29 protein-coding genes are annotated in these 23,314 nt (G+C 60.0%); 12 read left to right on the forward strand and 17 right to left on the reverse strand.

Going from position 1 to position 23,314, the window contains the following annotated elements:
• The 3 genes from GIW04_RS10595 to GIW04_RS10605 all read right to left on the reverse strand — a co-directional run.
• Positions 1-1,191 (reverse strand): CocE/NonD family hydrolase (locus GIW04_RS10595; protein WP_236349016.1); only part of this gene is annotated, 1,191 nt, incomplete at its 3' end.
• A 19-nt stretch (positions 1,192-1,210) separates the two neighbouring features.
• Positions 1,211-2,638, reverse strand: a complete 1,428-nt coding sequence (locus GIW04_RS10600) for a YfcC family protein (RefSeq protein ID WP_094774896.1) — start codon at positions 2,636-2,638, stop codon at positions 1,211-1,213.
• Between the two features lie 107 nt (positions 2,639-2,745).
• Entirely contained in the window at positions 2,746-3,642 is an 897-nt protein-coding gene (locus GIW04_RS10605; RefSeq protein ID WP_034133650.1) for a LysR family transcriptional regulator, read from the reverse strand.
• Positions 3,643-3,827: 185 nt separating this feature from the next.
• Here GIW04_RS10605 and GIW04_RS10610 point away from each other — a divergent pair, with 185 nt between their 5' ends.
• Positions 3,828-5,051, forward strand: a complete 1,224-nt coding sequence (locus GIW04_RS10610; RefSeq protein WP_164692257.1) for an OprD family porin — start codon at positions 3,828-3,830, stop codon at positions 5,049-5,051.
• Between the two features lie 103 nt (positions 5,052-5,154).
• Positions 5,155-5,772 carry an FKBP-type peptidyl-prolyl cis-trans isomerase gene (locus tag GIW04_RS10615; RefSeq protein WP_003194089.1) on the forward strand — a complete coding sequence of 206 codons (618 nt, stop codon included), beginning with the start codon at positions 5,155-5,157 and terminating at the stop codon, positions 5,770-5,772.
• 60 nt (positions 5,773-5,832) lie between these two features.
• Here GIW04_RS10615 and GIW04_RS10620 read toward each other — a convergent pair whose 3' ends face one another.
• The 3 genes from GIW04_RS10620 to GIW04_RS10630 form a co-directional block, all read right to left on the reverse strand.
• Positions 5,833-6,090: a PA4570 family protein gene (locus tag GIW04_RS10620; RefSeq protein ID WP_003194088.1), complete on the reverse strand. Its 258-nt coding sequence runs from the start codon at positions 6,088-6,090 to the stop codon at positions 5,833-5,835.
• A 160-nt stretch (positions 6,091-6,250) separates the two neighbouring features.
• On the reverse strand, positions 6,251-6,592 hold the full coding sequence (locus GIW04_RS10625) for a zinc ribbon domain-containing protein YjdM (protein WP_003194087.1): 342 nt from the start codon (positions 6,590-6,592) through the stop codon (positions 6,251-6,253).
• 170 nt (positions 6,593-6,762) lie between these two features.
• Positions 6,763-7,731, reverse strand: a complete 969-nt coding sequence (locus GIW04_RS10630; RefSeq protein WP_120248532.1) for a polyprenyl synthetase family protein — start codon at positions 7,729-7,731, stop codon at positions 6,763-6,765.
• 239 nt (positions 7,732-7,970) lie between these two features.
• Between GIW04_RS10630 and rplU the strand changes: the two genes are divergently transcribed.
• From rplU to GIW04_RS10665, 7 genes are all read left to right on the forward strand, one after another.
• On the forward strand, positions 7,971-8,285 hold the full coding sequence (rplU, locus tag GIW04_RS10635; RefSeq protein ID WP_007950961.1) for a 50S ribosomal protein L21: 315 nt from the start codon (positions 7,971-7,973) through the stop codon (positions 8,283-8,285).
• Between the two features lie 34 nt (positions 8,286-8,319).
• On the forward strand, positions 8,320-8,577 hold the full coding sequence (rpmA, locus tag GIW04_RS10640; protein ID WP_003176049.1) for a 50S ribosomal protein L27: 258 nt from the start codon (positions 8,320-8,322) through the stop codon (positions 8,575-8,577).
• 192 nt (positions 8,578-8,769) lie between these two features.
• A complete protein-coding gene (gene cgtA / locus GIW04_RS10645; RefSeq protein WP_003194084.1) occupies positions 8,770-9,993 on the forward strand; it encodes an Obg family GTPase CgtA in 1,224 nt (407 codons plus the stop codon).
• Positions 9,994-10,102: 109 nt separating this feature from the next.
• Positions 10,103-11,221: a glutamate 5-kinase gene (gene proB / locus GIW04_RS10650; RefSeq protein WP_003194083.1), complete on the forward strand. Its 1,119-nt coding sequence runs from the start codon at positions 10,103-10,105 to the stop codon at positions 11,219-11,221.
• A 16-nt stretch (positions 11,222-11,237) separates the two neighbouring features.
• The gene (locus GIW04_RS10655; protein ID WP_003194082.1) at positions 11,238-11,702 is read left to right on the forward strand and encodes a CreA family protein; all 465 of its coding nucleotides are present in this window, start codon (positions 11,238-11,240) and stop codon (positions 11,700-11,702) included.
• A gap of 102 nt (positions 11,703-11,804) precedes the next feature.
• Positions 11,805-12,287: a glutathione peroxidase gene (locus tag GIW04_RS10660; RefSeq protein ID WP_003194081.1), complete on the forward strand. Its 483-nt coding sequence runs from the start codon at positions 11,805-11,807 to the stop codon at positions 12,285-12,287.
• Between the two features lie 186 nt (positions 12,288-12,473).
• Positions 12,474-13,577 (forward strand): NADH:flavin oxidoreductase, encoded by a 1,104-nt coding sequence (locus tag GIW04_RS10665; protein WP_034133646.1) that lies wholly within the window; start codon positions 12,474-12,476, stop codon positions 13,575-13,577.
• A gap of 47 nt (positions 13,578-13,624) precedes the next feature.
• On the opposite strand, the gene GIW04_RS10670 is transcribed toward GIW04_RS10665, so the two are convergent.
• From GIW04_RS10670 to cysZ, 3 genes are all read right to left on the reverse strand, one after another.
• Complete coding sequence (locus GIW04_RS10670; protein ID WP_003194079.1) at positions 13,625-13,804, reverse strand: hypothetical protein; 180 nt, start codon at positions 13,802-13,804, stop codon at positions 13,625-13,627.
• Positions 13,805-13,951: 147 nt separating this feature from the next.
• Entirely contained in the window at positions 13,952-15,130 is a 1,179-nt protein-coding gene (locus tag GIW04_RS10675) for a glycosyltransferase family 4 protein (protein ID WP_057710538.1), read from the reverse strand.
• Positions 15,131-15,184: 54 nt separating this feature from the next.
• Positions 15,185-15,949, reverse strand: coding sequence for a sulfate transporter CysZ (gene cysZ, locus GIW04_RS10680; RefSeq protein WP_003194077.1), 765 nt, complete (start codon positions 15,947-15,949; stop codon positions 15,185-15,187).
• A 293-nt stretch (positions 15,950-16,242) separates the two neighbouring features.
• Here cysZ and trxB point away from each other — a divergent pair, with 293 nt between their 5' ends.
• Positions 16,243-17,205: a thioredoxin-disulfide reductase gene (gene trxB, locus GIW04_RS10685; RefSeq protein WP_003194076.1), complete on the forward strand. Its 963-nt coding sequence runs from the start codon at positions 16,243-16,245 to the stop codon at positions 17,203-17,205.
• 170 nt (positions 17,206-17,375) lie between these two features.
• Here trxB and GIW04_RS10690 read toward each other — a convergent pair whose 3' ends face one another.
• Genes GIW04_RS10690 through GIW04_RS10715 form a run of 6 tightly spaced genes read right to left on the reverse strand, consistent with a single transcriptional unit; the run spans position 17,376 to position 20,299 of the window.
• A complete protein-coding gene (locus GIW04_RS10690; protein ID WP_057710537.1) occupies positions 17,376-17,714 on the reverse strand; it encodes a HopJ type III effector protein in 339 nt (112 codons plus the stop codon).
• Complete coding sequence (locus tag GIW04_RS10695; RefSeq protein WP_003194074.1) at positions 17,707-18,003, reverse strand: DUF1244 domain-containing protein; 297 nt, start codon at positions 18,001-18,003, stop codon at positions 17,707-17,709. The genes GIW04_RS10690 and GIW04_RS10695 overlap by 8 nt, the downstream gene beginning before the upstream one ends.
• Positions 18,004-18,018: 15 nt before the next feature.
• A complete protein-coding gene (folX, locus tag GIW04_RS10700) occupies positions 18,019-18,390 on the reverse strand; it encodes a dihydroneopterin triphosphate 2'-epimerase (RefSeq protein ID WP_003194073.1) in 372 nt (123 codons plus the stop codon).
• A 2-nt stretch (positions 18,391-18,392) separates the two neighbouring features.
• Positions 18,393-18,953 carry a GTP cyclohydrolase I FolE gene (gene folE / locus GIW04_RS10705; protein WP_003194072.1) on the reverse strand — a complete coding sequence of 187 codons (561 nt, stop codon included), beginning with the start codon at positions 18,951-18,953 and terminating at the stop codon, positions 18,393-18,395.
• 20 nt (positions 18,954-18,973) lie between these two features.
• Positions 18,974-19,684 carry a dihydromonapterin reductase gene (folM, locus tag GIW04_RS10710; RefSeq protein ID WP_120248535.1) on the reverse strand — a complete coding sequence of 237 codons (711 nt, stop codon included), beginning with the start codon at positions 19,682-19,684 and terminating at the stop codon, positions 18,974-18,976.
• 57 nt (positions 19,685-19,741) lie between these two features.
• Positions 19,742-20,299, reverse strand: coding sequence for an antibiotic biosynthesis monooxygenase (locus GIW04_RS10715; RefSeq protein ID WP_120248536.1), 558 nt, complete (start codon positions 20,297-20,299; stop codon positions 19,742-19,744).
• Between the two features lie 213 nt (positions 20,300-20,512).
• On the opposite strand from GIW04_RS10715, the gene GIW04_RS10720 reads away from it, so the two are divergent.
• Positions 20,513-21,481, forward strand: a complete 969-nt coding sequence (locus GIW04_RS10720; RefSeq protein WP_120248538.1) for a MerR family transcriptional regulator — start codon at positions 20,513-20,515, stop codon at positions 21,479-21,481.
• Here the strand turns inward: GIW04_RS10720 and GIW04_RS10725 are convergent.
• Both GIW04_RS10725 and GIW04_RS10730 read right to left on the reverse strand, forming a co-directional pair.
• Positions 21,472-22,077: a hypothetical protein gene (locus tag GIW04_RS10725; protein ID WP_003194068.1), complete on the reverse strand. Its 606-nt coding sequence runs from the start codon at positions 22,075-22,077 to the stop codon at positions 21,472-21,474. The genes GIW04_RS10720 and GIW04_RS10725 overlap by 10 nt on opposite strands.
• Before the next feature lie 58 nt (positions 22,078-22,135).
• Complete coding sequence (locus tag GIW04_RS10730; RefSeq protein ID WP_003194067.1) at positions 22,136-22,603, reverse strand: PAS domain-containing protein; 468 nt, start codon at positions 22,601-22,603, stop codon at positions 22,136-22,138.
• A 129-nt stretch (positions 22,604-22,732) separates the two neighbouring features.
• Between GIW04_RS10730 and GIW04_RS10735 the strand changes: the two genes are divergently transcribed.
• The gene (locus GIW04_RS10735) at positions 22,733-23,188 is read left to right on the forward strand and encodes a flavodoxin (protein ID WP_003194066.1); all 456 of its coding nucleotides are present in this window, start codon (positions 22,733-22,735) and stop codon (positions 23,186-23,188) included.
• Positions 23,189-23,314: the final 126 nt, after the last annotated feature.

Here is a 23,314-nt window from a genome sequence, read left to right on the forward strand (position 1 = left end):
AGCCTCGACAGGTGCCGTGCGGCTCAACTGCCTGTGTGCATTCAGGTAGAGGGTCAATGTCTGGCTGCCGGGGAGTGGCCATTGCGTGGTGTGCAGCCAGCGGCCGCCATGCTGCAAACGTCCGTTCTCATCGCGGTTACCGCTGCCACCGCCCATCAGGAACACCTGCACGCTGGCCGTCGTGGTGTGAGGCGATGGTTTGAGGGAATGCTCGAACCACGCCAGGCGGCAACTGAGCCAATCCTGATCGACCTGCCCATCGAAGGTGGCTTGCTGGCCGAACTCCACATCGCCGCTGTGGCTGATATTGCGGTCGCCATGCAGCCATGGGCCCATCACCAACCGCTGGCGGGCAGTGCCGTTCTGGGTGAAGGCGCGGTAGTTGGCCAGGGTTGAACTGACGTAGGCGTCGTACCAGCTGGACATGAACAGTACCGGGATATCGGGCAGTTGCGCGTAGTGGCCTTCGGCGTAGATGCCGGACTGTTGCCAATATTCACTGAAGGTGCCCTGGGCCCATTGGTCCAACACATAGGTTTCGTATTCCGGCACGTGGCGAAGCGGCGATTGGCCGGGTTGCCATGGCATGCGCGTGAACCACTGATGGATATCCTCTTGCTCTAACGCCTCACGAATCTGAGGGTTGGCCAGGGCCGCCGGGCTTTCCTTGGCCTGGCGAAAGGCCCAGGTCGCTTGCTTGAGTTCAAAGGCGCCGCCTTGGCGAATCCCGCACTGGTAAGCATTGGCGAAGCCGCCGCTGTCCAGCACCATGCTGCCAAGGCCCGGTGGGTGCAGGCAGGCCATCGCCAACTGCGTGTGGGCCGCGTAGGACAGGCCCATGCTGCCGATCCTGCCGTTGCACCAGGGCTGTTGGACGATCCAGGCCAGGGTGTCGAAACCGTCCTCACCCTCGGCCGTGTATTTGGTGAACGTGCCTTCGGAGGCGTAGCGCCCACGGCAGTCCTGGAAGATCGCGACAAAGCCTTGCTCGGTAAACCGTGCGGCCATTTGTGCACGGGAGATGTGTTGGCCGTCGAGCTGTTTTTCCGAGCGCGAGGGCTTGCTTTTGTCGTAGGGCGTGCGTTCGATCACCACCGGAAACGGCCCTTTGCCGCCCGCTGGCAGGTAAATATCGGTGGCCAGGTGGATGCCGTCACGCATCGGGATCATTTGGTCAGGCAGAATTTGCATGCAGATAACACTCATCGATTCAGTACCCGCTCGTCACCGCAATGGCCAGCAACACCATCGCCAGCACGGCGTAGATCAGGAACAGCGGCAGGATGTAACGCGCCCATTGGCCCCAGCCGACATTGGCGGTGGCCAACAGCACCAGCAGGCCGCTGGAGGTGGGGGTGATCATGTTGGTCAGGCCGTTGCCCATCAAGAATGCGAACACCGTGGTCTGCGGGCTGACGCCGGACAACTGGCCCAAGGGCCCGAAGATCGGCATGGTCACCGCCGCCTGGCCTGAGGTGGATGGGATCAGTACATCGAGCCCCAGTTGCGCGAAGAACATGCCATAGGCCGACACGATCGGGCCGTGGTCGCCCACCAGGTTGGCCAGGCTGTTGACGATGGTGTCCAGTACCTGGCCGGTACTGAGGATGATCTCTACGGCGGTGGCCAGGCCGATCAACACGCCGGCGATCAGCACCTTCTTCATGCCATCGACAAAGGCACTGGCAGCAGTGCTCGCGCCGAGCCCGGCGATCACACTGAAGGCCAGCGTCAGCAGCAGGTAGAACGCCGACAGCTCATGGTATTTCCAGCCCCAGCGGTTGGAGGCGTAGACCAGGAAAGCGATGCCCGTCAGCAGTACGATCAGGTTGATCAGATGGCGAAGGGGCAGCGGCGTACTTTCGAAAGTGATCTGCGCCGTGGCATCGTAACCGTGCTTGCGAATACTCCACAGCACGAAGGCAATGCCCACCAGCAGGAAGCTGCAGTAGGCGAGCACACGCATGCTCAGGCCACTGAAGATCGGCAGCCCGACCATCGGCTGCGCCACGGACAGCGCCACGGGATTGGAAATAGAAGCCAGGTAGCCGATCTTCACCGAGATCGTGACGATGGCCAGCCCGATCAGGTTCGACAGCCCCAGCCGATTAGCCATGGCAACCATCAACGGCACGATGAGGATAAATTCCTTGGCCAGCCCCATGAAGGTACTGCCGGCGGAAAACACCAGCATCAGGCATGGCACCAGCACGTAGATATTACCCCGGGTCAGGCCCAGCATGCGTTCCAGCCCGGCGTCGATCACTCCGGCCTTGTTCAGCACCCCGAACATGCCACCGATGAACAGCACCATGAAAATCAGCGCCGCACGTTTCTCGATGCCCTGGGGAATGGCCATGAAACCTTCCACCAAGGACACCGGGCGGGCCACGGTGTCGCCGGCTTTGCGCGGCTCCAGGCTGAACAGTTGGCCCAGGGAGTCGTGTTTTTCCAGCACCTGGTAAGAGCCCGGTATCACCAGGCCATTCTGGCGCTGGAACGTGCCCGAGTTCACCGCGTAGGTAAACGCCACTGCGAGCAGGACGATGCTCAGCAGGATGATGGCGGGATTGATCTGCTTGCGTTGCGTGGTATTTCCCACCGCTGCTTGGGTAGGGATGCTCTGGGATTCGCTCATGCTAGTGGCCCCGGCGTGCGCCGTTATTGTTATAGGGGTGACACGTGTGGGGCGGACACTAGGGCAAAGTTTTCGCGACGACAACGTTATGCGTGGGGTGGGTTGGGCTATGCGTTTTGTGCGGCCAGACCCTGCTTGAGGTGCTCGGCAAACGCGTGTACCAGTTGCGAGCGCGGCTCATTGGCGCGAAACGCCAGGCCGAATGCGTAGGGCAGCGCCGGGCGAAACGGGCGGGTGACGATGGGCAAATGCCGGAAGTGGCTGGCCAGCAGACCATTGACGATCGACACCCCCAGGCCCTCGGCAACGAAGCTGCACGCTGCCCCGACCGAGTGCACCTCGACCCGCACCTGCGGTGTGAGGTTGGCGGCACGAAACACCTGGTTCAGCTCGGCCCGCAATGCGCGTTGCCGGCCGAGCATCACCAACGGCACATCGCGCAGGTGCTGCACTTGGATGCAGGCGTGACGGGTCAGCGGATGGTCGGCGGGCATCACGCAGACGCCTTCGGTTTGTAGCACCGGCTCGACATCGAAGTCAGGTATTTCCGTGGGCAGGCGTACAAAGCCCAGGTCGGCGGAACGGTCCAGCACCGCACGCTCGATCGTGTCGTAAGAACCGGTCAGCAGTTCCACGACAATGTCGTCATGCTCCTTGAGAAACTGCGCCACGATGCGTGGCAACAGCTCCTGGGTCATGCTGGTGGGTACCGCGACCTTGAGCAGGCTTTTGCGCGAACGCCCTACACGCATCTCGTCAGCCAGGCGCTGGATACGCTGCATCCCATCGACCAGTCCGGCGACTTCGGTGAGCAGTTCCTCCGCCTCTGGCGTGGCCATCAGGCGGCCTTTCTTGCGCAGGAACAGGGCAAAACCCACATGCTCTTCCAACTGGCTCAGCAGGCGGCTGACCGCCGATTGCGAGAGGCCCATGCGTGTCGCGGCACCGATGGTCGAGCCGGTAGACATGATCGCTTTGAAAGCTTCGAGTTGCTTGAGATTCACCGTGTTCTTCCTGTCGGTTGGCAAGGGCGGCGGGTGCTTCACGCATAGCCTGATGCGCTTCTCGCATAACGTTGTGGGGCAGTTGATGAGCCGTTAGTGTCCGCTGCAACGCGACATGCCGTCCAGCCTGTCGCGCCTGCGCAACTGCCCATAAAAAAACACAACACGGCATTGAGGAACGGTTTATGCGTGATTTTTTCACGAGGGGGGGAATAGTCTCCGCGGGGTTGCTAGCGAGCTTGTCGCCTGCAGTAATGGCCCAGGGGTTCTGGGAGGATTCCCAAGGCCGATTGACCTTGCGTAACTTCTACTTCAACGACGGCTACCGCGACGGGGGCGAAGACCGCAAGGAGTGGGCCCAAGGCTTTCTGCTCAATCTGCAGTCAGGTTATACCGAGGGCACTGTTGGGTTTGGCCTGGATGCCCTGGGGCTGGCGGGCTTGCGTCTGGACTCCAGCCCGACCCACGCCGGCACGGGTTTGCTGCCGGTGCATGACGATGGTCATGCGGCCAGCGAGTTTTCCAGCCTGGGAGTCACGGCCAAGCTGCGCTGGGGCGACGCGGTGGTGAAAACCGGTACGTTGCTGCCAAAGATCCCGGTGCTGGTGCACAACGATGGCCGCCTGTTGCCGCAGACCTTCCAGGGCACTCAAGTGGAATACACCGGCATTCGCGACCTGTACCTGCACGCCGGGCACCTGGATAAATTCAAGCTGCGTAACTCCACCGACAGCGTGGATATTTATCCCCAGGGCTACAGTGGCAAGAAGGGCAGTGACTTCGATTTCGCTGGCGCCACCTACGCCTTTACGCCAAAGCTCAGTGGCACGTGGTACTACGGCGAAATGCGCGAATTCTACCGCCAGCAATTCTTCGGCCTTGTGCATAAGCAGCCGTTGGGCCGGGGCACGCTGACCAGCGACTTGCGCTATTTCATCAGCAGTGAAGCCGGTGAGGCACGTAACGGTGCAGTCGACAGTGACATGTTCAGCGGCCTGTTTACCTATCGCCTGGGTGCGCAGGCGCTGGGTGTGGGCTATCAGAAAGTCAGTGGCGAGACGGCGTTGCCATATGCAAGTGTGTCGACGTTGTATTCCTTTAGTAACGCGGGTGTGGGCAAGTTCATCCAGGCGGGTGAGCAAACCTGGATGCTGCGCTACGACTATGACTTGGCGGCGGTACTGCCTGGCTTGAGTTTCATGACCCGCTACTACAAAGGGCAAAACGGCGACTTCAAAGGGCGTGAGGCACGGGAGTGGGAATCCGACACGAATCTGCGGTACGTGGTTCAGGACAGCACCTTCAAAGGCCTGGGTGTGGAGGTGCGCAAGGCCACTTATCGCTCAACCTATGCCAGTGACCGGGACAACTACCGGTTGTACCTGACCTATGATCTGGCGCTTTGGTAGCCGGGGTGGGGCTGATCACGGCCCGCTCATGTGTGCTAGTCTGCGGGCCCTTTTAGTTCTGGGCGGCGCGGGAAACTGTGGCGTCCTACAGCGGAGCCTCTTCATGTCCGAAGTTAATCTGTCCACCGACGAAACCCGCGTCAGCTACGGTATTGGCCGTCAGTTGGGCGACCAACTGCGTGACAACCCGCCACCGGGCGTCAGCCTGGACGCGATCCTGGCCGGCCTGACCGACGCGTTCGCAGGCAAGCCTAGCCGTGTTGACCAAGAGCAAATGGCGGCCAGCTTCAAAGTGATCCGTGAAATCATGCAAGCCGAAGCCGCTGCCAAGGCTGAAGCTGCAGCAGGCGCTGGCCTGGCTTTCCTGGCGGAAAACGCCAAGCGTGATGGCATCACCACCCTGGCTTCCGGCCTGCAATTTGAAGTGCTGACGGCTGGTACCGGCGCCAAGCCGACCCGTGAAGACCAAGTGCGTACTCACTACCACGGCACCCTGATCGACGGCACTGTGTTCGACAGCTCCTACGAGCGCGGCCAGCCTGCAGAATTCCCGGTTGGCGGCGTGATCGCCGGCTGGACCGAAGCCCTGCAACTGATGAATGCCGGCAGCAAATGGCGCCTGTACGTGCCGAGCGAACTGGCTTACGGCGCTCAAGGCGTTGGCAGCATCCCGCCGCACAGCGTTCTGGTATTCGACGTCGAGCTGCTCGACGTTCTGTAAGACCCGCTGGTTACCTGTTGGGACGAACGCGTTCGCCCCAACAGGCATTTGCCAGTTTCTTCATGGATGGAACTTGCCATTAAGCTCCGTCGCCGGGCGCAACGCTCGTGCATAGCAGAACAGAAACAGATTCCTCACCACTTCCTTCAGCACCCCAGGCTCACTGGAACTCAGGCCATTGACGTCCAGATCGCCCTGGTCCTGCAGCTCGTTCAGCGCTTCTTCTTCAAGCACCGCACAGACTTCACCGGTTTCCCGATGCAGGATTCGCAGGTAAGGGTGAGGGCGATCCAGCCAGGCATCTATCAAATAAGTCATGGTCGTTCTCCTTGATGGGTTTCAATGAGAATAATTCTTATTCGTAGAATAGCAAGCGTCTATTGGCAGTTTCTGTTTTTTTCTGTGTGGGTATTGTGTTCGATCAACGCAGAGGGCAAAACGCCACCCCGCGGCGGGCGCGGGATGGAATGCAGCAGGATCAGACTTTGCGCACGAACTCGGACTTGAGCTTCATGGGGCCGATACCGTCGATCTTGCAATCGATATCGTGGTCGCCGTCGCACAGGCGGATGTTCTTGACCTTGGTGCCGACTTTGACCACCAGGGAAGTGCCCTTGACCTTGAGGTCTTTGATCACGGTGATGGTGTCGCCGTCCTGCAGGACGTTGCCCACAGAGTCTTTCTTCACGGTTTCATCGCCAACCACTTCGGCCTCGCCAGTGGCGGACCATTCATGGGCGCATTCCGGGCAGATCAGCTGGGCGCCGTCTTCGTAGGTGTATTCGGAATTGCATTTGGGGCAGGGAGGCAACGTGCTCACTAAAGCTCCTAGAAAGTCAGGGATGGCTAAAAGTCGCACATTATATAGGGTTTTAAACGCGGATGGGGTTGGACTCGTCCTAATGTGGGAGCTGGCTTGCCTGCGATAGTGGCAGTGAATTCACTCCAGTTATCGCAGGCAAGCCAGCTCCCACATTAAACAGCGCGGAATCAGTGAGTACGGGCGACCGCAAACTCACTCAGCTCAACCAGGGCATCCCGGTATTCACTGGCCGGCAGCGCTTCCAGGCAGGTGATCGCCCGCGCCACGTAGCCACGCGCCAGTTGCGCGGTGTACTCCAGGGAACCCGAGGCTTCCACGGCGGCACGGATGGCTTCCAGGTCTTCGATCCCGCCTTTCTGGATCGCCTTGCGCACCAGAGCGGCCTGTTCCGGCGTGCCTTCGCGCATGGTGTAGATCAGCGGCAAGGTCGGCTTGCCCTCGGCCAGGTCGTCACCGACGTTCTTGCCCAGGGTTTCGGCGTCGCCCTTGTAATCGAGCAGGTCATCCACCAGTTGGAACGCCACGCCCAGGTGGTCACCGAACGTGCGCAGCGCCTCGGCCTGTTCGGCGGTGGCGCCACACAGCGCGGCGGCACTGTGGGTAGAGGCTTCGAAGAGCATCGCGGTTTTGCCGCGAATCACTTCCATATAGGTTTCTTCGGTGGTGCTGGCGTCGCGGACTTTGGACAACTGCAACACTTCGCCTTCGGCGATGATGCGTGTGGCCTGTGAAAGAATCTTCATCACGGGCATCGAGCCCAGCTCGACCATCATTTCGAACGAACGCGAATACAGGAAGTCGCCCACCAACACGCTGGGCGCGTTGCCCCACATCGCGTTTGCGGTCTCGCGACCACGGCGCATGCCGGACATGTCGACCACGTCGTCATGCAGCAGGGTGGCGGTGTGCAGGAATTCGATGGTGGCAGCCAGCAGGCGCAGGTCGTCGCCTTGACGGCCCAGGGCCTTGCCGCACAGCAACACTAATAAAGGACGCAGGCGTTTGCCGCCCGCCGACGTAATGTAGTCGCCAATTTTGGAGACCAGCGGCACTTTAGACGTCAGCTGCTGCTTGATGATGCCGTCGACGGCGCTAAAATCGTCCGCGACCGCGCGGTAGAAAGCTTGGGGTTGCATCAGCGACAGTCGCTCCAGAAGGGTTGCGCGGCATGCTAGGACCCTCACCCCGCAGTGTCAAGGCGCGATAGACGGCCCCTTGCAACACCTCTTTACCTTGCGTACAATCGCGCACCCTGAACTTCCTGGGCAGCACCTGCCTTACGCAATTGCATTCGGGACGTCCATCCCATGCAGCCATGCCAGCCAATACCTCTTCTTATAAAGCGCTGGGTGAGCAGGATTATCGGAGAAATACCATGTCGTACGCAGTAATTGTTACTGGTGGCAAGCAATACAAAGTCGCCCCAGGTGAATACCTGAAGATCGAGAAACTGGAAGTCGCTACTGGCGAATCCGTTACTTTTGATCGCGTTCTGTTGGTCGCCAATGGCGATGACGTGAACATCGGCGCTCCAGTTGTTGCTGGCGCTACCGTTGTGGCTGAAGTGATCTCCCAAGGTCGTCACGATAAAGTCCGCATCATCAAGTTCCGTCGTCGTAAGCACCACATGAAGCGTATGGGCCACCGCCAGTGGTACACCGAGATCAAAATCACCGGTATTCAGGCTTAATTTCAGCCTAATTCCTCACTAGGAGAATTGACTCATGGCACACAAAAAAGCTGGTGGTAGTACCCGTAACGGTCGCGACTCAGAAGCCAAACGCCTTGGCGTGAAGATGTATGGCGGCCAGAAAATCATTCCGGGCAACATCATCGTGCGTCAGCGCGGCACCCAATTCCACGCCGGTTACGGTGTTGGCATGGGTAAAGATCACACCCTCTTCGCTAAAATCGAAGGCGTGATCAAGTTCGAAGTAAAGGGCGCGTTCAACCGCCGTTACGTGAGCGTTGTCGCAGCTTAATTGCGAGATCGCTGGAAAAGCCCTGTCTTGCGACGGGGCTTTTTCGTTTGTGGAGTGAGTCTCTTGCAAAGCTGTCTGTGATGAGCTCAGGCGCTGGTTTGCGGTCGCTGATTGAGGTCGCTGCGCTCATTTTTGCAAGAGTCTTATGTCTTGGTTTCTTAAGCTCGTCCATGCGGCGAGAGGCGTTTTGTTATGAAGTTCGTTGATGAAGTTTCCATCCGAGTAAAAGCAGGCGACGGCGGTAACGGTTGCATGAGTTTCCGTCGCGAAAAATTCATCGAAAACGGTGGCCCGAACGGCGGTGACGGCGGTGACGGCGGTTCCATCTACATGATGGCCGACGAGAACCTCAACACTCTGGTCGACTACCGTTACACCCGGCACTTCGATGCCGAGCGTGGCTCCAACGGCGGCAGCACCGACTGCACCGGTAAAAAAGGTGAAGACCTGGTACTGCGCGTACCGGTCGGCACCACGATCATCGACTCCGCGACCCAGGAAGTAATTGGCGACCTGACCAAGGCCGGCCAGAAACTGATGGTTGTGCAGGGCGGCTGGCACGGTCTGGGTAACACCCGCTTCAAGTCCAGTACCAACCGTGCACCGCGCCAGACCACGCCGGGCAAGCCCGGCGAGCAGCGTGACCTCAAGCTGGAAATGAAAGTACTGGCGGACGTGGGCCTGCTGGGCCTTCCGAACGCGGGTAAAAGTACCTTCATTCGCTCGGTATCGGCCGCCAAGCCGAAAGTTGCCGACTACCCGTTCACGACCCTGGTGCCAAACCTGGGTGTGGTCAGCGTAGACCGCTGGAAAAGCTTCGTGGTTGCCGACATTCCTGGCCTGATCGAAGGCGCTTCCGACGGCGCAGGCCTGGGTATCCGCTTCCTCAAGCACTTGTCCCGCACCCGTTTGCTGCTGCACCTCGTCGATATGGCGCCGCTGGATGACACCAGTGCCGCCGATGCCGCCGAAGTCATCGTCAGCGAACTGACCAAGTTCAGCCCGGCCCTGGCCGAGCGCGATCGCTGGTTGGTACTGAACAAGTGCGACCAGATCCTGGAAGAAGAGCACGAAGAGCGCGTCAAGGAGATCGTTGATCGCCTGGAGTGGGAAGGTCCGGTCTACGTCATCTCGGCCATCGCCAAAGAAGGCACCGAGCGCCTGACCCGCGACATCATGCGTTACCTGGAAGACCGTGCCGACCGCCTGGCGGCCGACCCGGTGTACAAGGCCGAACTCGCCGAGCTCGACCAGCAGATCGAAGACGAAGCCCGCGCCCAGTTGCAGGCCCTGGACGACCAGCGCGCCCTGCGCCGCAGCGGCGTGAAGTCGGTCCACGACATCGGCGACGATGATTGGGACGAAGAAGACGTGGATGATGAAGACGGTCCGGAAATCATTTACGTGCGTGACTGATCCGTTGCGATAAACTTGAACGCCGCTCCTTGGAGCGGCGTTTTGGTATCCGGGTATAACGTTATGGGCAGCGCTGGGTCGCGCGGCCCTCACTCTAAGGTTGAAGATGATGCGGAGCAAAGTGACAGGTGCGCAGCGTTGGGTCGTGAAAATCGGCAGTGCGCTGTTGACGGCGGATGGCAAAGGTCTGGATCGCGCAGCCATGAGCGTCTGGGTCGAGCAGATGGTGGCCTTGCATGAAGCAGGCGTTGAGTTGGTGCTGGTGTCGTCCGGAGCGGTTGCCGCCGGGATGAGCCGCCTCGGCTGGACCGCGCGACCCAGCGCGATGCACGAACTGCAAGCCGCCGCCGCCATCGGCCAGATGGGCCTGGTGCAAGCCTGGGAATCCAGCTTTGCCGAGCACGGCCGCCACACGGCGCAGGTGCTGCTGACCCACGACGACCTGTCCGACCGCAAGCGCTACCTCAACGCCCGCAGTACCCTGCGCGCGCTGGTGGAGCTCAAGGTTATCCCGGTCATCAACGAGAACGACACCGTGGTCACCGACGAAATCCGCTTCGGTGACAACGACACCCTGGCCGCCCTGGTGGCCAACCTGGTGGAAGCCGACCTGTTGGTGATCCTCACCGACCGCGATGGCATGTTCGACGCCGACCCGCGCAACAACCCCGATGCCCAGCTTATCTATGAAGCCCGCGCCGATGACCCGGCGCTGGATGCGGTCGCCGGCAGTGTCGGCGGTGCCCTGGGCCGCGGTGGCATGCAGACCAAGCTGCGCGCTGCGCGCCTGGCCGCGCGTTCGGGGGCCCACACCATCATCGTCGGCGGGCGCCTGGAGCGCGTGCTCGATCGCCTCAAGGCCGGTGAGCGCATCGGTACGTTGCTTTCGCCGGAGCGCGGCATGCTGGCGGCGCGCAAGCAATGGCTGGCCGGTCATCTGCAAACCCGTGGCACCCTGGTGCTGGACGCAGGCGCAGTAGCGGCGTTGTCCCAGGGCAACAAGAGCCTGCTGCCGGTGGGTGTGAAGTTGGTGCAGGGCAGCTTCCGCCGTGGCGAGATGGTGGTGTGCGTTGCGCCAGACGGTCGCGAGATTGCGCGCGGCCTGGCCAACTACAGCGCCCTGGAAGCACAGAAGATTATCGGACAACCCTCCGACGCCATTGTCGGACTCTTGGGTTATATGGCAGAACCGGAACTGGTTCACCGCGACAACCTGATCCTGGTCTAACCATAGGAAATACACGATGCGCGTGATGAAGGGATTGCTCGGCCTGCTGCTGGCCATGCCACTGCTGGCCTCGGCCGAAGAGGTCGGCCAGGTGTCGACGGTGTTCAAGTTCGTCGGCCCCAACGATCGGATTGTGGTCGAAGCGTTTGACGACCCCAAGGTCGATGGCGTGACGTGCTACCTGTCCCGCGCCAAGACCGGCGGCGTAAAGGGCGGCCTGGGCCTGGCCGAAGACCGTGCCGAAGCCTCGATCGCCTGCCGCCAGGTGGGCCCGATCCACTTCAAGGGTGAGCTCAAGGACGGCGACGAAGTGTTCAAGGAGCGCACCTCCCTGGTGTTCAAGACCATGCAGGTCGTGCGTTTCCTCGACAAGAAGCGCAACACCTTGGTGTATCTGGTCTACAGCGACCGCCTGATCGAAGGCAGCCCGCAGAATGCGGTGACGGCGATTCCGATTTTGCCCTGGCCGACCGCTCAGTAACCTGCAGGCGAGTTTCGTCATCGGCGTCTATGATTGCAGCTTTGCCGGTTGTAAGCTCCGAAGGGCTGCAATGCAAAGAACATGGGATATCTGGAGTTCGTCATGAGTGCTTTCCACGATCTGAAACTCAAAGCCTTGGACGGACAAGCGCTACCGCTGGCGCCTTTCAAGGGCCAAGTCGTGCTGGTGGTCAATGTGGCGTCCAAATGTGGTTTGACCCCGCAATACGCGGCGTTGGAGAACCTCTACCAGCAGTACAAGGGCCAAGGGTTTACGGTGCTCGGCTTGCCGTGCAATCAGTTTGCCGGTCAGGAACCGGGCAGCGAGGAAGAAATCCGCGAGTTCTGTAGCCTGAACTACGGCGTGACCTTTCCACTGGGCAGCAAGATCGACGTCAACGGCCCTGATCGGCACCAGTTGTACCGCTTGCTGGCGGGCGAGGGCGCTGAATTCCCCGGGGATATCACCTGGAACTTCGAGAAATTCCTGTTAGGTAAAGATGGCCGCGTACTTGCGCGCTTCTCACCCCGTACGCCCCCAGAAGATCCCTCCATCATCCAGGCCATCGAAAAAGCCCTGAGCTGACGCCAGTGACGGCCTGATCGTTCCCACGCTCTGCGTTGATCGTTCCCACGCTCTGCGTGGGAATGCCACCCTGGACGCTCCGCGTCCCGCTTTTACCCCTTAATCATTTAGATCAATAGTGCTACTCAGCGCTGCAAGCTCTCCATATTATCCGCATCATAAATTCAGTCCCCCGTGGAGCGTTCCATGCCCGTCCAAGCCTTGTTCAAACCCTTCCAGCTCGGTGCATTGCAACTGTCGACCCGCGTGGTCATGGCGCCCATGACCCGCTCGTTCTCCCCAGGTGGCGTACCCAACTCCAAAGTCATTGAGTACTACCGTCGCCGTGCCGCTGCCGGTGTGGGCTTGATCATCACTGAAGGCACGGTGGTCGATCATCCAGCCTCCAACGGCTACCCCAACGTGCCGCATTTTTACGGTGAAGCCGCCTTGGCTGGCTGGAAGAAAGTGGTCGATGCGGTCCACGCTGAAGGCGGCAAGATTGTCCCGCAGCTGTGGCATGTGGGCAGTGTGCGCCGTATCGGCACCGAGCCTGACGCCAGTGTGCCGGCTTATGGCCCGATGGAAAAGCTCAAGGACGGCAATGTCGTTGTGCACGGCATGACCAAACAGGACATCAAGGAGGTGATCAACGCCTTCGCCCAAGCGGCCAAGGATGCCCAGGCGATCGGCATGGACGGCGTGGAAATCCACGGTGCCCACGGCTACCTCGTCGACCAGTTTTTCTGGGAAGGCAGCAACCAGCGCACCGACGAATACGGTGGCAGCCTGGCCAACCGCTCGCGCTTTGCCATCGAACTGATCCAGGCGACCCGCGCCGCTGTCGGCCCGGATTTTCCGATCATCTTGCGTTTCTCCCAGTGGAAGCAGCAGGACTACACCGCGCGCCTGGTACAAACCCCTGAAGCGTTGGGTGAGTTCCTCAAGCCACTGGCTGACGCTGGCGTGGATATTTTCCACTGCTCCACTCGCCGTTTCTGGGAGCCGGAATTTGAAGGCTCCGACCTCAACCTGGCCGGCTGGACGCGTCAGCTCACCGGCAAGCCAACCATCACGGTGGGCAGCGTGGGCCTGGATGGCGAGTTCCTGCAGTTCATGGTCAACACCGACAAGGTCGCCCAGCCTGCCAGCCTGGAGAAACTGCTGGAGCGCCTGAACAACGATGAGTTCGACCTCGTGGCCGTAGGCCGTGCGCTGCTGGTGGACCCGGATTGGGCCGTGAAGGTACGCGAAGGGCGCGAGGGTGACATCTTGCCCTTCAGTCGTGAGGCGCTGACAACGCTGGTGTAAGGGAAGTGCTCCCTGTGAGGGTCACAGGGAGCACTTCGCCTCAGTGATTAATACTCTGGGCGCTTGTTCAGCTCTTTGCTGTGATCAGTCTTGAGTGCGTCTTTATGCCCTGGCTGGCCGTAAGTTGACGGCTCTGCGCGGGATTGATCCAGCCATTGTTGCTGTTGGGTCCATTGTGCCGTTGGCATGTTCACGCCATTGCGTACACCCATTCCATAAATTGCCATTTCGCGGTCTCTCTATTCGTTGAAAGGCCTGCTCTATTGCAGGTGCTTCTGATTGGCACCGCACGGCTGCTGGTTCCTATTTTAAATATTAGGCAAAACTTAAAGGGCGTACCCCAGGCGCTTCCCTGCCTGTTGCGAAATACGCCTTCAAGGCACGTAAGGTTGCGCTGAGAGGGCATAACGCTGCGCACACACACCGCGTAACTGCTGCTCGAATTGCTCGATAATCGCCGGCCAGCCCTGGCGGCTGGCATGCTGGCGGGCGTTCAGTCGCATACGGCGTAAACCTTCTGCATCCTCCAGTAGCCAGTTGGCGGCCTCGCAAAACGCACGCTCATCCCCTGGCATCGCCAGCACGCCGTTGTAGCCGTGGCGTAGATGCTGGCTTGCGGCAGCCTGGTCATAAGCTACTACTCCAAGCCCCGACGCCATGGCTTCCAATACCACGTTGCCGAAGGTTTCGGTCAGGCTGGGGAACAGGAACATATCGCCGGATGCGTAGTGCCGCGCCAGTTCCTCACCGCGCAAGGCACCGCAGAAAACCGCTTCGGGCAGGTCCTTCTCCATCATGGCCCGCTGCGGACCATCGCCGACGACGATCAGTTTCATCTGGCGTAGCGGGTACCTGTCCTGCAGGGTGTCGAAGCAGCGTTTGAGCAAGCCCAGATTCTTTTCCTGGGCCAGTCGCCCGACATGCAGTACGGCGATCTGGTTACTGCTCAACCCCCAGCTTTCACGTAGTGTGTTATCGCGCTTGGCCGGGTGGAACAATTGGCTGTCGACCCCCCGGGACAACAGGTCCAGGCGCTCAAAATGCCGGCGCTCCAACTCCAGGCGCTGGCTGGCACTTGGCACCAGGGTCAGGCTTGAGCGGTTATGAAACCAGCGCAGGTAATGGGTGACCACGCGGCTCAACAGGCTCAAGCCATACTGGTTCGAATACTGCTGGAAATTGGTATGAAAGCCGCTGACCACGCTGATGCCCAAGCGCCGTGCGGCGCGCAACGCCGAGAGCCCCAGCGGCCCCTCCGTGGCGATATACAGCACATCGGGGCGCTGGCGCGTCCAGCGTCGCAATAACTTACGCATTGACGATTGGCCCCATTGCAGCCCTGGGTAGCCCGGCAGTGGCCAGCCGCGGCACAGCAGCAGTTCATCGTCGCTGGGGCGGGTTTGGTCGGCACTCTGGCGTGGGCGTACCAGCTCGACCTGATGGCCGCGTGAGCGCAAGCCCTCGCACAGGCGGCCAAGGGTATTGGCCACCCCGTTGATTTCCGGCGGGAAGGTTTCGGTAATGAGGGTGATGTGAAGCGAGGCTGTCGTCATGACCCACAGTGTCGGCGTGGGCCATGTCGCCATTGTGTCAGTGCGATGATGGATTTATGACTTGACCACCGCTTGCTGCGCCATCGCTTCGGCGCCTTGCTCACGCACCCAGAACAACGTCGCCCCGGCCACCGCCGCTGGCATCATTAACAGGTTGACCACCGGCACCAGCAGCACCAGGTAAACAATGCCGCCAAAGCTCATGCTCTGCCAGCGCTTCTGGCGCAGCCAGGCGAGCATTTCGTTCCAGCCCAGCTTGTGGTTGTCGGCCGGGTAGTCGATGTACTGGATCGCCATCATCCACACGCCAAACAACAGCCACAACGGCGCCGCGATCAGGTTGACCACTGGGATGAACGACAGGATAAACAGGCCGATGGCACGTGGCAGGAAATAACCCAGCTTGCGCATCTCCCGCGCCAGGGTGCGCGGAACCATGGCGGCCAGTTCAGCCCAACTGAACGGCGGGAAGTCATCGGTGCCACGTACCACGACCTCAACCTTCTCGGCGAGAAACCCGTTGAACGGTGCGGCGATGATATTGGCGAGCATGGTGAAGGTGAAAAACACCATCAGCACCACCAGCACCACAAACAGCGGCCACAACAGGTAATTCAAAAAACCTAGCCAGTGGGGCAGCGTCGGCATCAAGCTGTCGACCCACAGGCTGAACTGATGGCCGGCAAAATAGATCAACCCGACGAACAGCACCAGGTTGATCGCCAACGGTAGCAGCACGAACAGGCGCAGGCCAGGGCTCAACACCAGTTTGAGGCCTTCACGCAGGTATTGCGGGCCAGAAAGGGCAGGGGCGGGCATGGAATACTCCGAGCAAAATGGCGAACGCGCCGACCTTACCGGCTTTGCACCTGATGTGAAAGCTCCGGCAGGTAGGCGACACCCAGGGTTACAAAGGGGTCGATTAACTCAATCGCGCGCATAGAGAACACCTATGAGCTGGATTGTTAATGCGTATTTCCTTAATCTTGCCCCCCTCGATACGCTGCACCCATTATTTTCAGGACCTGGCGAGTCAAAGCCTTCCCCAAGTGCTTCGCCGTCCTTTTTTATTCCCGCCGCCCTGTGGTCTGGGCGGTCGGTAGGAGTGAGTCATGTCTGATACCCGTCATTCCCGAGTGATTATTCTCGGTTCCGGCCCTGCCGGTTACAGCGCCGCTGTCTACGCTGCCCGGGCCAATCTCAAGCCGCTGCTGATCACCGGCATGCAGGCGGGCGGTCAGTTGACCACCACTACTGAAGTCGACAACTGGCCGGGCGATGTCCATGGCTTGACCGGCCCGGTGCTGATGGAGCGTATGAAAGAGCACGCCGAGCGCTTTGAAACCGAGATCGTCTTCGACCATATCAACAAGGTCGACTTCTCGAAAAAGCCTTACAGCCTGACCGGTGACAGCGGTGTGTACACCTGCGATGCGCTGATCATCGCCACCGGCGCCAGTGCTCGTTACCTGGGCCTGCCGTCGGAAGAAGCGTTCATGGGCAAGGGCGTTTCGGCCTGCGCCACCTGCGATGGTTTCTTCTACCGCAACAAGCCGGTTGCCGTGGTCGGCGGTGGCAACACTGCCGTGGAAGAGGCGCTGTACCTGGCCAACATCGCCAGCACCGTGACCCTGGTTCACCGCCGCGAGACCTTCCGCGCCGAGAAGATCCTGATCGACAAGCTGCACGCCCGTGTCGCCGAAGGCAAGATCATCCTCAAGCTCAACGCCACCCTGGATGAAGTCCTGGGCGACAACATGGGTGTGACCGGTGCCCGCCTGAAAAACAACGACGGCAGCTTCGACGAGCTGAAAGTCGACGGCGTGTTCATCGCCATCGGCCACACCCCGAACACCTCGCTGTTCGAAGGCGTGCTGGAAGCCAAAGACGGGTACCTGGTGGTGCAAGGCGGCCGTGAAGGCAATGCGACTGCGACCAACATCGAAGGTATCTTCGCTGCGGGCGACGTGGCAGACCACGTTTACCGCCAGGCCATCACCTCGGCCGGCGCCGGTTGCATGGCGGCCCTGGATGCCGAGCGTTACCTCGACGGTTTGAAGGACGCTTCGTTCTAAACCTGTGAAATTGAAAAAACCGGCGAAAGCCGGTTTTTTTATGCCTGCGATCTAGCCGAGACACCGCAAAACAAATGTGGGAGCTGGCTTGCCTGCGATAGCGGTGTGATAGTCACCACCGCCCTCGCGGGCAAGCCCGGTTCCTACATTGAGCGGGGTTGATTATTAAATCAGCGGCGAGTCAGAGGCTGTTCAGCAAACTTCACTGCGGCCAACCCATGGGCAATCAACGCTCGGATATTGCCATGGTCACTGCCCTCAGGCGTCGCCACCACCGACCGGTAATGCTCACCAAACGCCAGCAGTGCTTCCTTATCACTCAACCCTTCCAGCAGCGCCAAACCCAGGGTCTTGCACGAACCTTCGTTCTGCCCGGCAGCGTTTTCCACACCGCCGTTGGTGAAAGCTTGCGGCTGGTAGTCATAACCGGCAGCGACAAATGCCAACGTGTCGGCAAAAACGTGTTCGCCGCTGTTGAGGCTGGCGCGCAGGGTGTTCAAATCAGTCATGAGGCTTTCCTTTGGCAAACGCGGCCTGTTGGTCGGCGTTGGCTTCTTGCTGGTATTGGGCTTTCCACTCGGCGTACGGCATGCCGTACACCACTTCACGGGCGTCATCGAGGCTGAGCTCGATCTGGCGTTCGTCGGCTTCGGCCTTGTACCACTTGGACAGGCAGTTGCGGCAGAAGCCGGCGAGGTTCATCAGGTCGATGTTCTGCACATCCTTGCGGCTGTCCAGGTGGGCTACCAGTCGGCGAAAGGCGGCGGCTTCGAGTTCGAGGCGTTGTTGGTCGTTCATAGGGCTCACTTGCTATCAGCGGCTGGCGGCCAGAGTGATCGAAACCGACTCGGCAAAGCGCAGCGCGTGGGGCTTGTCCACTTCGACTTCGGCGTACAGCACCGATTCGTTGCTCATCACCAGGTCCAGCAGTTCCTGGGTCAGGCGCTCCAGCAGGGCAAAGCGATTGCCTTCGACGTGAGCGATGATGGCCTTGGTGATGGTGCGGTAGTTCAGGGCGTGGTCGATGTCGTTGTCACGCACGGCTTCCTGGGCGGCATACAGGATGGTCAGGTTGATCAGCACATCCTGTTTGTTGAGGATTTCGTCCTCGTTGATGCCGATAAAGGTGCGCAGGCACAGGTCCTTGACCCGGATACGCGCCATGCCTGGTTGAAGTTGTGGCATTGCTACTTGCTCCGTCCAATCAGTTGCAGGAACTCCATGCGGGTGGTGTTCGACTCGCGAAAGGCGCCGAGCATCACCGAAGTGTTCATGGTTGAATTCTGTTTCTCCACGCCGCGCATCATCATGCACATGTGCTTGGCTTCGATCACCACCGCCACGCCGGCGGCCTGGGTCACGTCCTGGATGGCGTCGGCGATTTGCCGCGTGAGGTTCTCCTGGATCTGCAGGCGCCTGGCGAACATGTCGACAATGCGCGCCAGTTTTGACAGGCCCAGCACCTTGCCGGTCGGAATATAGGCCACATGGGCCTTGCCAATAAAGGGCAGCAGGTGATGCTCGCACAACGAGTACAACTCGATGTCCTTGAGGATCACCATCTCGTCATTGTCTGACGCGAACAGCGCGCCGTTGACGATCTCCTCCAGATTCTGCTCATAGCCATGACACAGGTACTGCATGGCCTTGGCCGCGCGCTTGGGCGTATCGAGCAGGCCCTCGCGCTGCGGGTCTTCGCCCAGGCCCTTGAGGATCTCGCGGTAGTGGTGGGGCAGGGATAATGTCATACAACATCCTCAAAAACGGCTTACTTGATATGCCGCCCGCCGTTGACGGTCAGGGTGGTACCGGTGACATAGGGGTTGTCCAGCAGGTAACGCACGCTCTGGTAGATCACCTCGGGCCCGGGCTCGATGCCCAGGGCCGACTTGGCCAGGACCTTGGCGCGATAGGTTTCGTCATCGCCTTCGTTGAACATCACCATCGCCGGGGCGATGCCGTTGACCTTGATCAGCGGCGCGAACTGTGCGGCAAACGATAACGTGAGGCTGTCGAGCCCGGCCTTGGTGGCGCAATAGGCGATGTGCTGCCGGCTGCCCTTGCGCACCACGTCATCGCTGATATGCACGATATCGGCGGGTGTCGAACGTTGCAGCAACGGTGAACAATGCAGGTTGATCAGGTACGGCGCAAGCATGTGCACGCTGAACATGTCGATAAAGGCACGGCTTTCGTCGCCCGGGGTTTCGGCGACCCAGGCGGAAGCGTTGTGGATGATCGCCCGCAGGCTTTGGGTATGGGTTTTGACGGCGCCAATGAAAGCCAGCACTCCGGCTTCGCTGGAGAAGTCGGCAAACACGCCGATGGCGCCCCGCTCACGCAGTGCCAGCACGCCGGGGCGTTCGCTGCGGTAGCTGAAAATCACCGATTGGCCTTCATCCAACAGGCGCTGGGCACAATGCAGGCCGACACGCTGGCCGGCACCGGTGATCAGGATCGGAGCGTTGGTTGCATTCATGGGAGGCTCAAGTCGCTGGCAGGCTCAAACTATACCAGCGCCCCGGCCTCCCTGTACTCAAGCGGCGGCTTCAGTGACTTTGCGAGGGGGCGAAGGGTGCAGCCAGTTCGCCAGCAGGTGGGTCGACAGCGGGATAAAGAGATATACCATCAACGGGGTCAGGGCTGCGGTGCTCACCAGTACGCGGCTGAACAGGTCCAACTCGCTGAGCAGCGGCCCCAGGCCGAAGTTGAACAGCAACGATACCGGGAAAAATGCCAACCAGATGGCTACCGCCTGTTTCCAGCGTGGCGGGCGGGCACCCACTGCGCCAAACCAGCCATCGATACCGCTGACGCGGTGTTCCGACGGGTCGGCAAACAGCTCGCTGCCACGGCTTAGCCACGCGCCGCGCGAGGCGGAGAATTCCCACGCATGTAGGGTTTTTTCATCGGCAAAGCGGAAGATGATCTGGAACTCATCATCATGGGGTGGTGGGGCCAGCACGCCGGAACCCAAGTAACCGGGGAAGTCAGTCGCCAATTGCTCGCCTTCGCGCAGCCAGGCCATCAACTCTTCGTAGCGACCCTTGGCCACGCGGCGCGCAACCATCAAGGTGACGGGTGAGGTAGACATCGTATATCTCCAAATCAGCAAGTGCGCCGAGCCGGGTAGGCGGCGCACGGACGAAGCTGCGGGGTGGTGCAGCGACGCAAAAGAACAGGCAAGGATTATTCCGGTTTTGCCCAAATACGCCAGAAACTTTGGATGGATCGCCGCAGATCTTGAATCATGCAGATCAATCGGCGTTAAATAGTATTCAAATTCATATAAGTTTCTTGACCGCTGATGCCCGAAATCACTGCGCCATTTCGTGAAACGACACCCGACAGCCACACTGACTGCGATGGGCTGTTTCCGATTCGTGAAGTGGCAAGACTCACAGGCGTAAACCCGGTGACGTTGCGTGCGTGGGAGCGTCGCTACGGTTTGATCCAGCCTTTACGCACCGAAAGTGGGCACAGACTTTACTCAAGCACCGATATTGAAACCGTGCACCGCATCCTCGACTGGATCGAGCGGGGCGTGGCGGTGAGCAAAGTCGGCAAGCTTTTGGCACGCGACCCACAGCCCAACGAGCCGGCTACCGCGTCACGCAGCGATACCGAACTGGAGTGGCGCCAATGGCAGGCGCAACTGCGGCAGGCCATCAGTGCTTTTGATGATCGTGAGCTCGACCGGTTGTACGGCCAGATCTTCAGCGTCTATTCGACGACCGTGGTGTTCCAGGACATTTTGGTCCCGCTGTGGAAGCAGTTGTTACGTCACCAAGGCCGCTTTGGCCAAGCCAGCGAGTGGCTGTTCTTCGACAATTTCCTGCGCTCGCGCGTCGCACGGTGCCTGCAAATGGCCTGTGCCTCGCCAGCGCCCCGGGTATTGCTATCAGCCATTGGCGGAGAGTGCCGTGAGCTGGAGTTGCTGGTGGCGGGCTTGTTGATGTCGAGCGAGAAGCTGGCGGTCAAGGTCCTGGGCGTTGGCCAGCCACTGGATGAGTTGACGCTGATCTGCGAGCGCACCCGACCGCAAGCCTTGGTGCTGTTTTCCAACCACGCTCCTGGCACAGAGTTGGCGTCGCGGCTCAATCGCCTGGCCTTCACCCTCGATTGCCCGTTGTTACTGGCTGGAGAAGCGTCGGACCTGGCAGAGCACAGCCTGGAGGGTTCGTCGATTGGTTGCCTGGGCAATGACGGACGCTTGATGCCGCGCCGCTTGCAGCAACTGCTCAGCGGCCATCTGGAGCCCGAGTCTCAGGCGTGAACGTGCGGATGCACCAGGCGGTGTTGGTGCAGGATGAACTGGCGTAGCCGTTCGATCTCATCGGCATCGCTTTGGCTCAGGCGATAGGCGAACAGGCCGCGGGCGGTTACCCGCTCCAGCGTACCGCGCAGGGCGATGCGTTCGTAGCCGGAAGGGCTGAACCACAAAGAAAAGGTCTTTGGCGGTTTGACCCGGCCACGCACTTCTACCAGCACCCCTTTGAATGACACTTCGTGCACCCACAGCGCGCTGGGGTAGCCCTTGATGTTTTCCAGCGCCACCGGCGTTTCAAGCGCCAGGCGCCATGGGCGGATCATCGGCCCATCTTCAAAAATACTCGGTACGCCCAGGCGCAAATGCACAGCATGAAACTCATCTTCCACCAGGTGCAACGGGAAGGTGAGTTGCTGGTTGTCGAACTGCGCCTGGATGGTGACCTGGTCGTGGGCGGCCAGCCGCGTGAGCAAATCGCGAATCTGTGCGCCGCCATTAACCGTCAGGCTCGACCATGCATCCCGCAGGTTGAGCTGCGGGTTGTGTGTCATGTCCTGGATAAAATCCAGCTCGTCCTGCGTCAATAGCGTGTCGCGTTGCATTGATCTAGCTCAAGGCTGAGGCATTAAAAAGCCATTATCGCTCTAAAGACCGCGTTTTTTACAGTTTGTTAAATCCACTCGTCGCCTTGAGTGTGGCGATCTCACTTTTGAGCTCGGCTAACTGGGCTTCCAGTTGGGCGACGCGCTGCTGTGCCTTGACTTGGGTGGTGACGTCTTTTTGCACACCAACGAAATAGGTTTGCTTGTCGACCTCGTTGTACACGGTTGAAAGCGATAGCTCGTTCCAGAAAGGCGTGCCGTCCTTACGGTAGTTACGCAGTATCTCTCGGCAGGCGCCGCCGCTGTCGAGCGCATCACGAATGGCGATCAAGGCCGGTTGGTCGCGGTCCCCCGCCTGCAGGAAGCGGCAGTCCTGATAGAGGATCTCGTCCAGCGTGTAGCCGGTCAGCCGTTCGAAGGCAGGGTTGACGTAGATCAGCGGTTTTTCCCGGCCTTCGCGCTCGGCAACAACGATTCCGTCGTTGGACGCATTGACGACCATTTGCAGCAGTTTGGCGTTAATCATAGAGCGGTCCATGGCCTGGTTTTGACCCTGCCAGTTTATGGCAAGTCTTGAATGTTGCACGGTGCGCACTGAAATATTGGCACAGGCTGCTAATATCCCACGCTTTCACTCAACTACAGGATCAGATTGATGAAAGTCGCCATCCTCTCCGGCTCGGTCTACGGTACGGCTGAAGAAGTCGCTCGCCACGCGGAAAAAATCCTCAAGGACGCAGGTTTTGATGCCTGGCACAACCCTCGTGCCACGCTGGCAGACGTGCAGGCCTTTGCTCCCGATGCATTCCTGGCAGTGACCTCGACCACCGGCATGGGCGAGCTGCCCGACAATCTGCAGCCTCTGTACTCAACCCTCCGCGACCAACTGCCCGCCGCCTGGCGTGGCCTGCCGGGAGCGGTCATCGGCCTGGGCGACGCCAGCTATGGCGATACCTTCTGTGGCGGCGGTGAACAAATGCGCGAATTGTTCGCCGAAATGGGCATCCGCGAAGTGCAGCCGATGCTGCGCCTGGATGCCAGCGAGAGCGTTACCCCGGAAGCCGACGCCGAGCCTTGGCTGGCCGATTTGATCACCGCGTTGCGCGGTTGAATCCCAAGGAGCGCCGTTGTTGACGGCGCTTGTCTGACACGTATTTGTACTATTCTCTTGACTGACTCGCTCAGTCATCAAGCTGGCTGCCAAGGAAACTCCTTACGCCTCGGCGTCTGACTAGAC

Origin of the sequence: Pseudomonas sp. PA-4-8C, from assembly GCF_021606625.1 — a bacterium.
In the GTDB taxonomy this organism is placed as follows: Bacteria; Pseudomonadota; Gammaproteobacteria; order Pseudomonadales; family Pseudomonadaceae; genus Aquipseudomonas; species Aquipseudomonas lactis.

Coding starts and splice junctions, on each gene's coding strand:
- GIW04_RS10600 (WP_094774896.1), bottom strand. CDS start 2,638: ATGAGCGAATCCCAGAGCATCCCTACCCAAGCAGCGGTGGGAAATACC.
- GIW04_RS10610 (WP_164692257.1), top strand. CDS start 3,828: ATGCGTGATTTTTTCACGAGGGGGGGAATAGTCTCCGCGGGGTTGCTA.
- GIW04_RS10615 (WP_003194089.1), top strand. CDS start 5,155: ATGTCCGAAGTTAATCTGTCCACCGACGAAACCCGCGTCAGCTACGGT.
- GIW04_RS10620 (WP_003194088.1), bottom strand. CDS start 6,090: ATGACTTATTTGATAGATGCCTGGCTGGATCGCCCTCACCCTTACCTG.
- GIW04_RS10630 (WP_120248532.1), bottom strand. CDS start 7,731: ATGCAACCCCAAGCTTTCTACCGCGCGGTCGCGGACGATTTTAGCGCC.
- rplU (WP_007950961.1), top strand. CDS start 7,971: ATGTCGTACGCAGTAATTGTTACTGGTGGCAAGCAATACAAAGTCGCC.
- rpmA (WP_003176049.1), top strand. CDS start 8,320: ATGGCACACAAAAAAGCTGGTGGTAGTACCCGTAACGGTCGCGACTCA.
- cgtA (WP_003194084.1), top strand. CDS start 8,770: ATGAAGTTCGTTGATGAAGTTTCCATCCGAGTAAAAGCAGGCGACGGC.
- proB (WP_003194083.1), top strand. CDS start 10,103: ATGCGGAGCAAAGTGACAGGTGCGCAGCGTTGGGTCGTGAAAATCGGC.
- GIW04_RS10655 (WP_003194082.1), top strand. CDS start 11,238: ATGCGCGTGATGAAGGGATTGCTCGGCCTGCTGCTGGCCATGCCACTG.
- GIW04_RS10660 (WP_003194081.1), top strand. CDS start 11,805: ATGAGTGCTTTCCACGATCTGAAACTCAAAGCCTTGGACGGACAAGCG.
- GIW04_RS10665 (WP_034133646.1), top strand. CDS start 12,474: ATGCCCGTCCAAGCCTTGTTCAAACCCTTCCAGCTCGGTGCATTGCAA.
- GIW04_RS10670 (WP_003194079.1), bottom strand. CDS start 13,804: ATGGCAATTTATGGAATGGGTGTACGCAATGGCGTGAACATGCCAACG.
- GIW04_RS10675 (WP_057710538.1), bottom strand. CDS start 15,130: ATGACGACAGCCTCGCTTCACATCACCCTCATTACCGAAACCTTCCCG.
- cysZ (WP_003194077.1), bottom strand. CDS start 15,949: ATGCCCGCCCCTGCCCTTTCTGGCCCGCAATACCTGCGTGAAGGCCTC.
- trxB (WP_003194076.1), top strand. CDS start 16,243: ATGTCTGATACCCGTCATTCCCGAGTGATTATTCTCGGTTCCGGCCCT.
- GIW04_RS10690 (WP_057710537.1), bottom strand. CDS start 17,714: ATGACTGATTTGAACACCCTGCGCGCCAGCCTCAACAGCGGCGAACAC.
- GIW04_RS10695 (WP_003194074.1), bottom strand. CDS start 18,003: ATGAACGACCAACAACGCCTCGAACTCGAAGCCGCCGCCTTTCGCCGA.
- folX (WP_003194073.1), bottom strand. CDS start 18,390: ATGCCACAACTTCAACCAGGCATGGCGCGTATCCGGGTCAAGGACCTG.
- folE (WP_003194072.1), bottom strand. CDS start 18,953: ATGACATTATCCCTGCCCCACCACTACCGCGAGATCCTCAAGGGCCTG.
- folM (WP_120248535.1), bottom strand. CDS start 19,684: ATGAATGCAACCAACGCTCCGATCCTGATCACCGGTGCCGGCCAGCGT.
- GIW04_RS10715 (WP_120248536.1), bottom strand. CDS start 20,299: ATGTCTACCTCACCCGTCACCTTGATGGTTGCGCGCCGCGTGGCCAAG.
- GIW04_RS10720 (WP_120248538.1), top strand. CDS start 20,513: ATGCCCGAAATCACTGCGCCATTTCGTGAAACGACACCCGACAGCCAC.
- GIW04_RS10725 (WP_003194068.1), bottom strand. CDS start 22,077: ATGCAACGCGACACGCTATTGACGCAGGACGAGCTGGATTTTATCCAG.
- GIW04_RS10730 (WP_003194067.1), bottom strand. CDS start 22,603: ATGATTAACGCCAAACTGCTGCAAATGGTCGTCAATGCGTCCAACGAC.
- GIW04_RS10735 (WP_003194066.1), top strand. CDS start 22,733: ATGAAAGTCGCCATCCTCTCCGGCTCGGTCTACGGTACGGCTGAAGAA.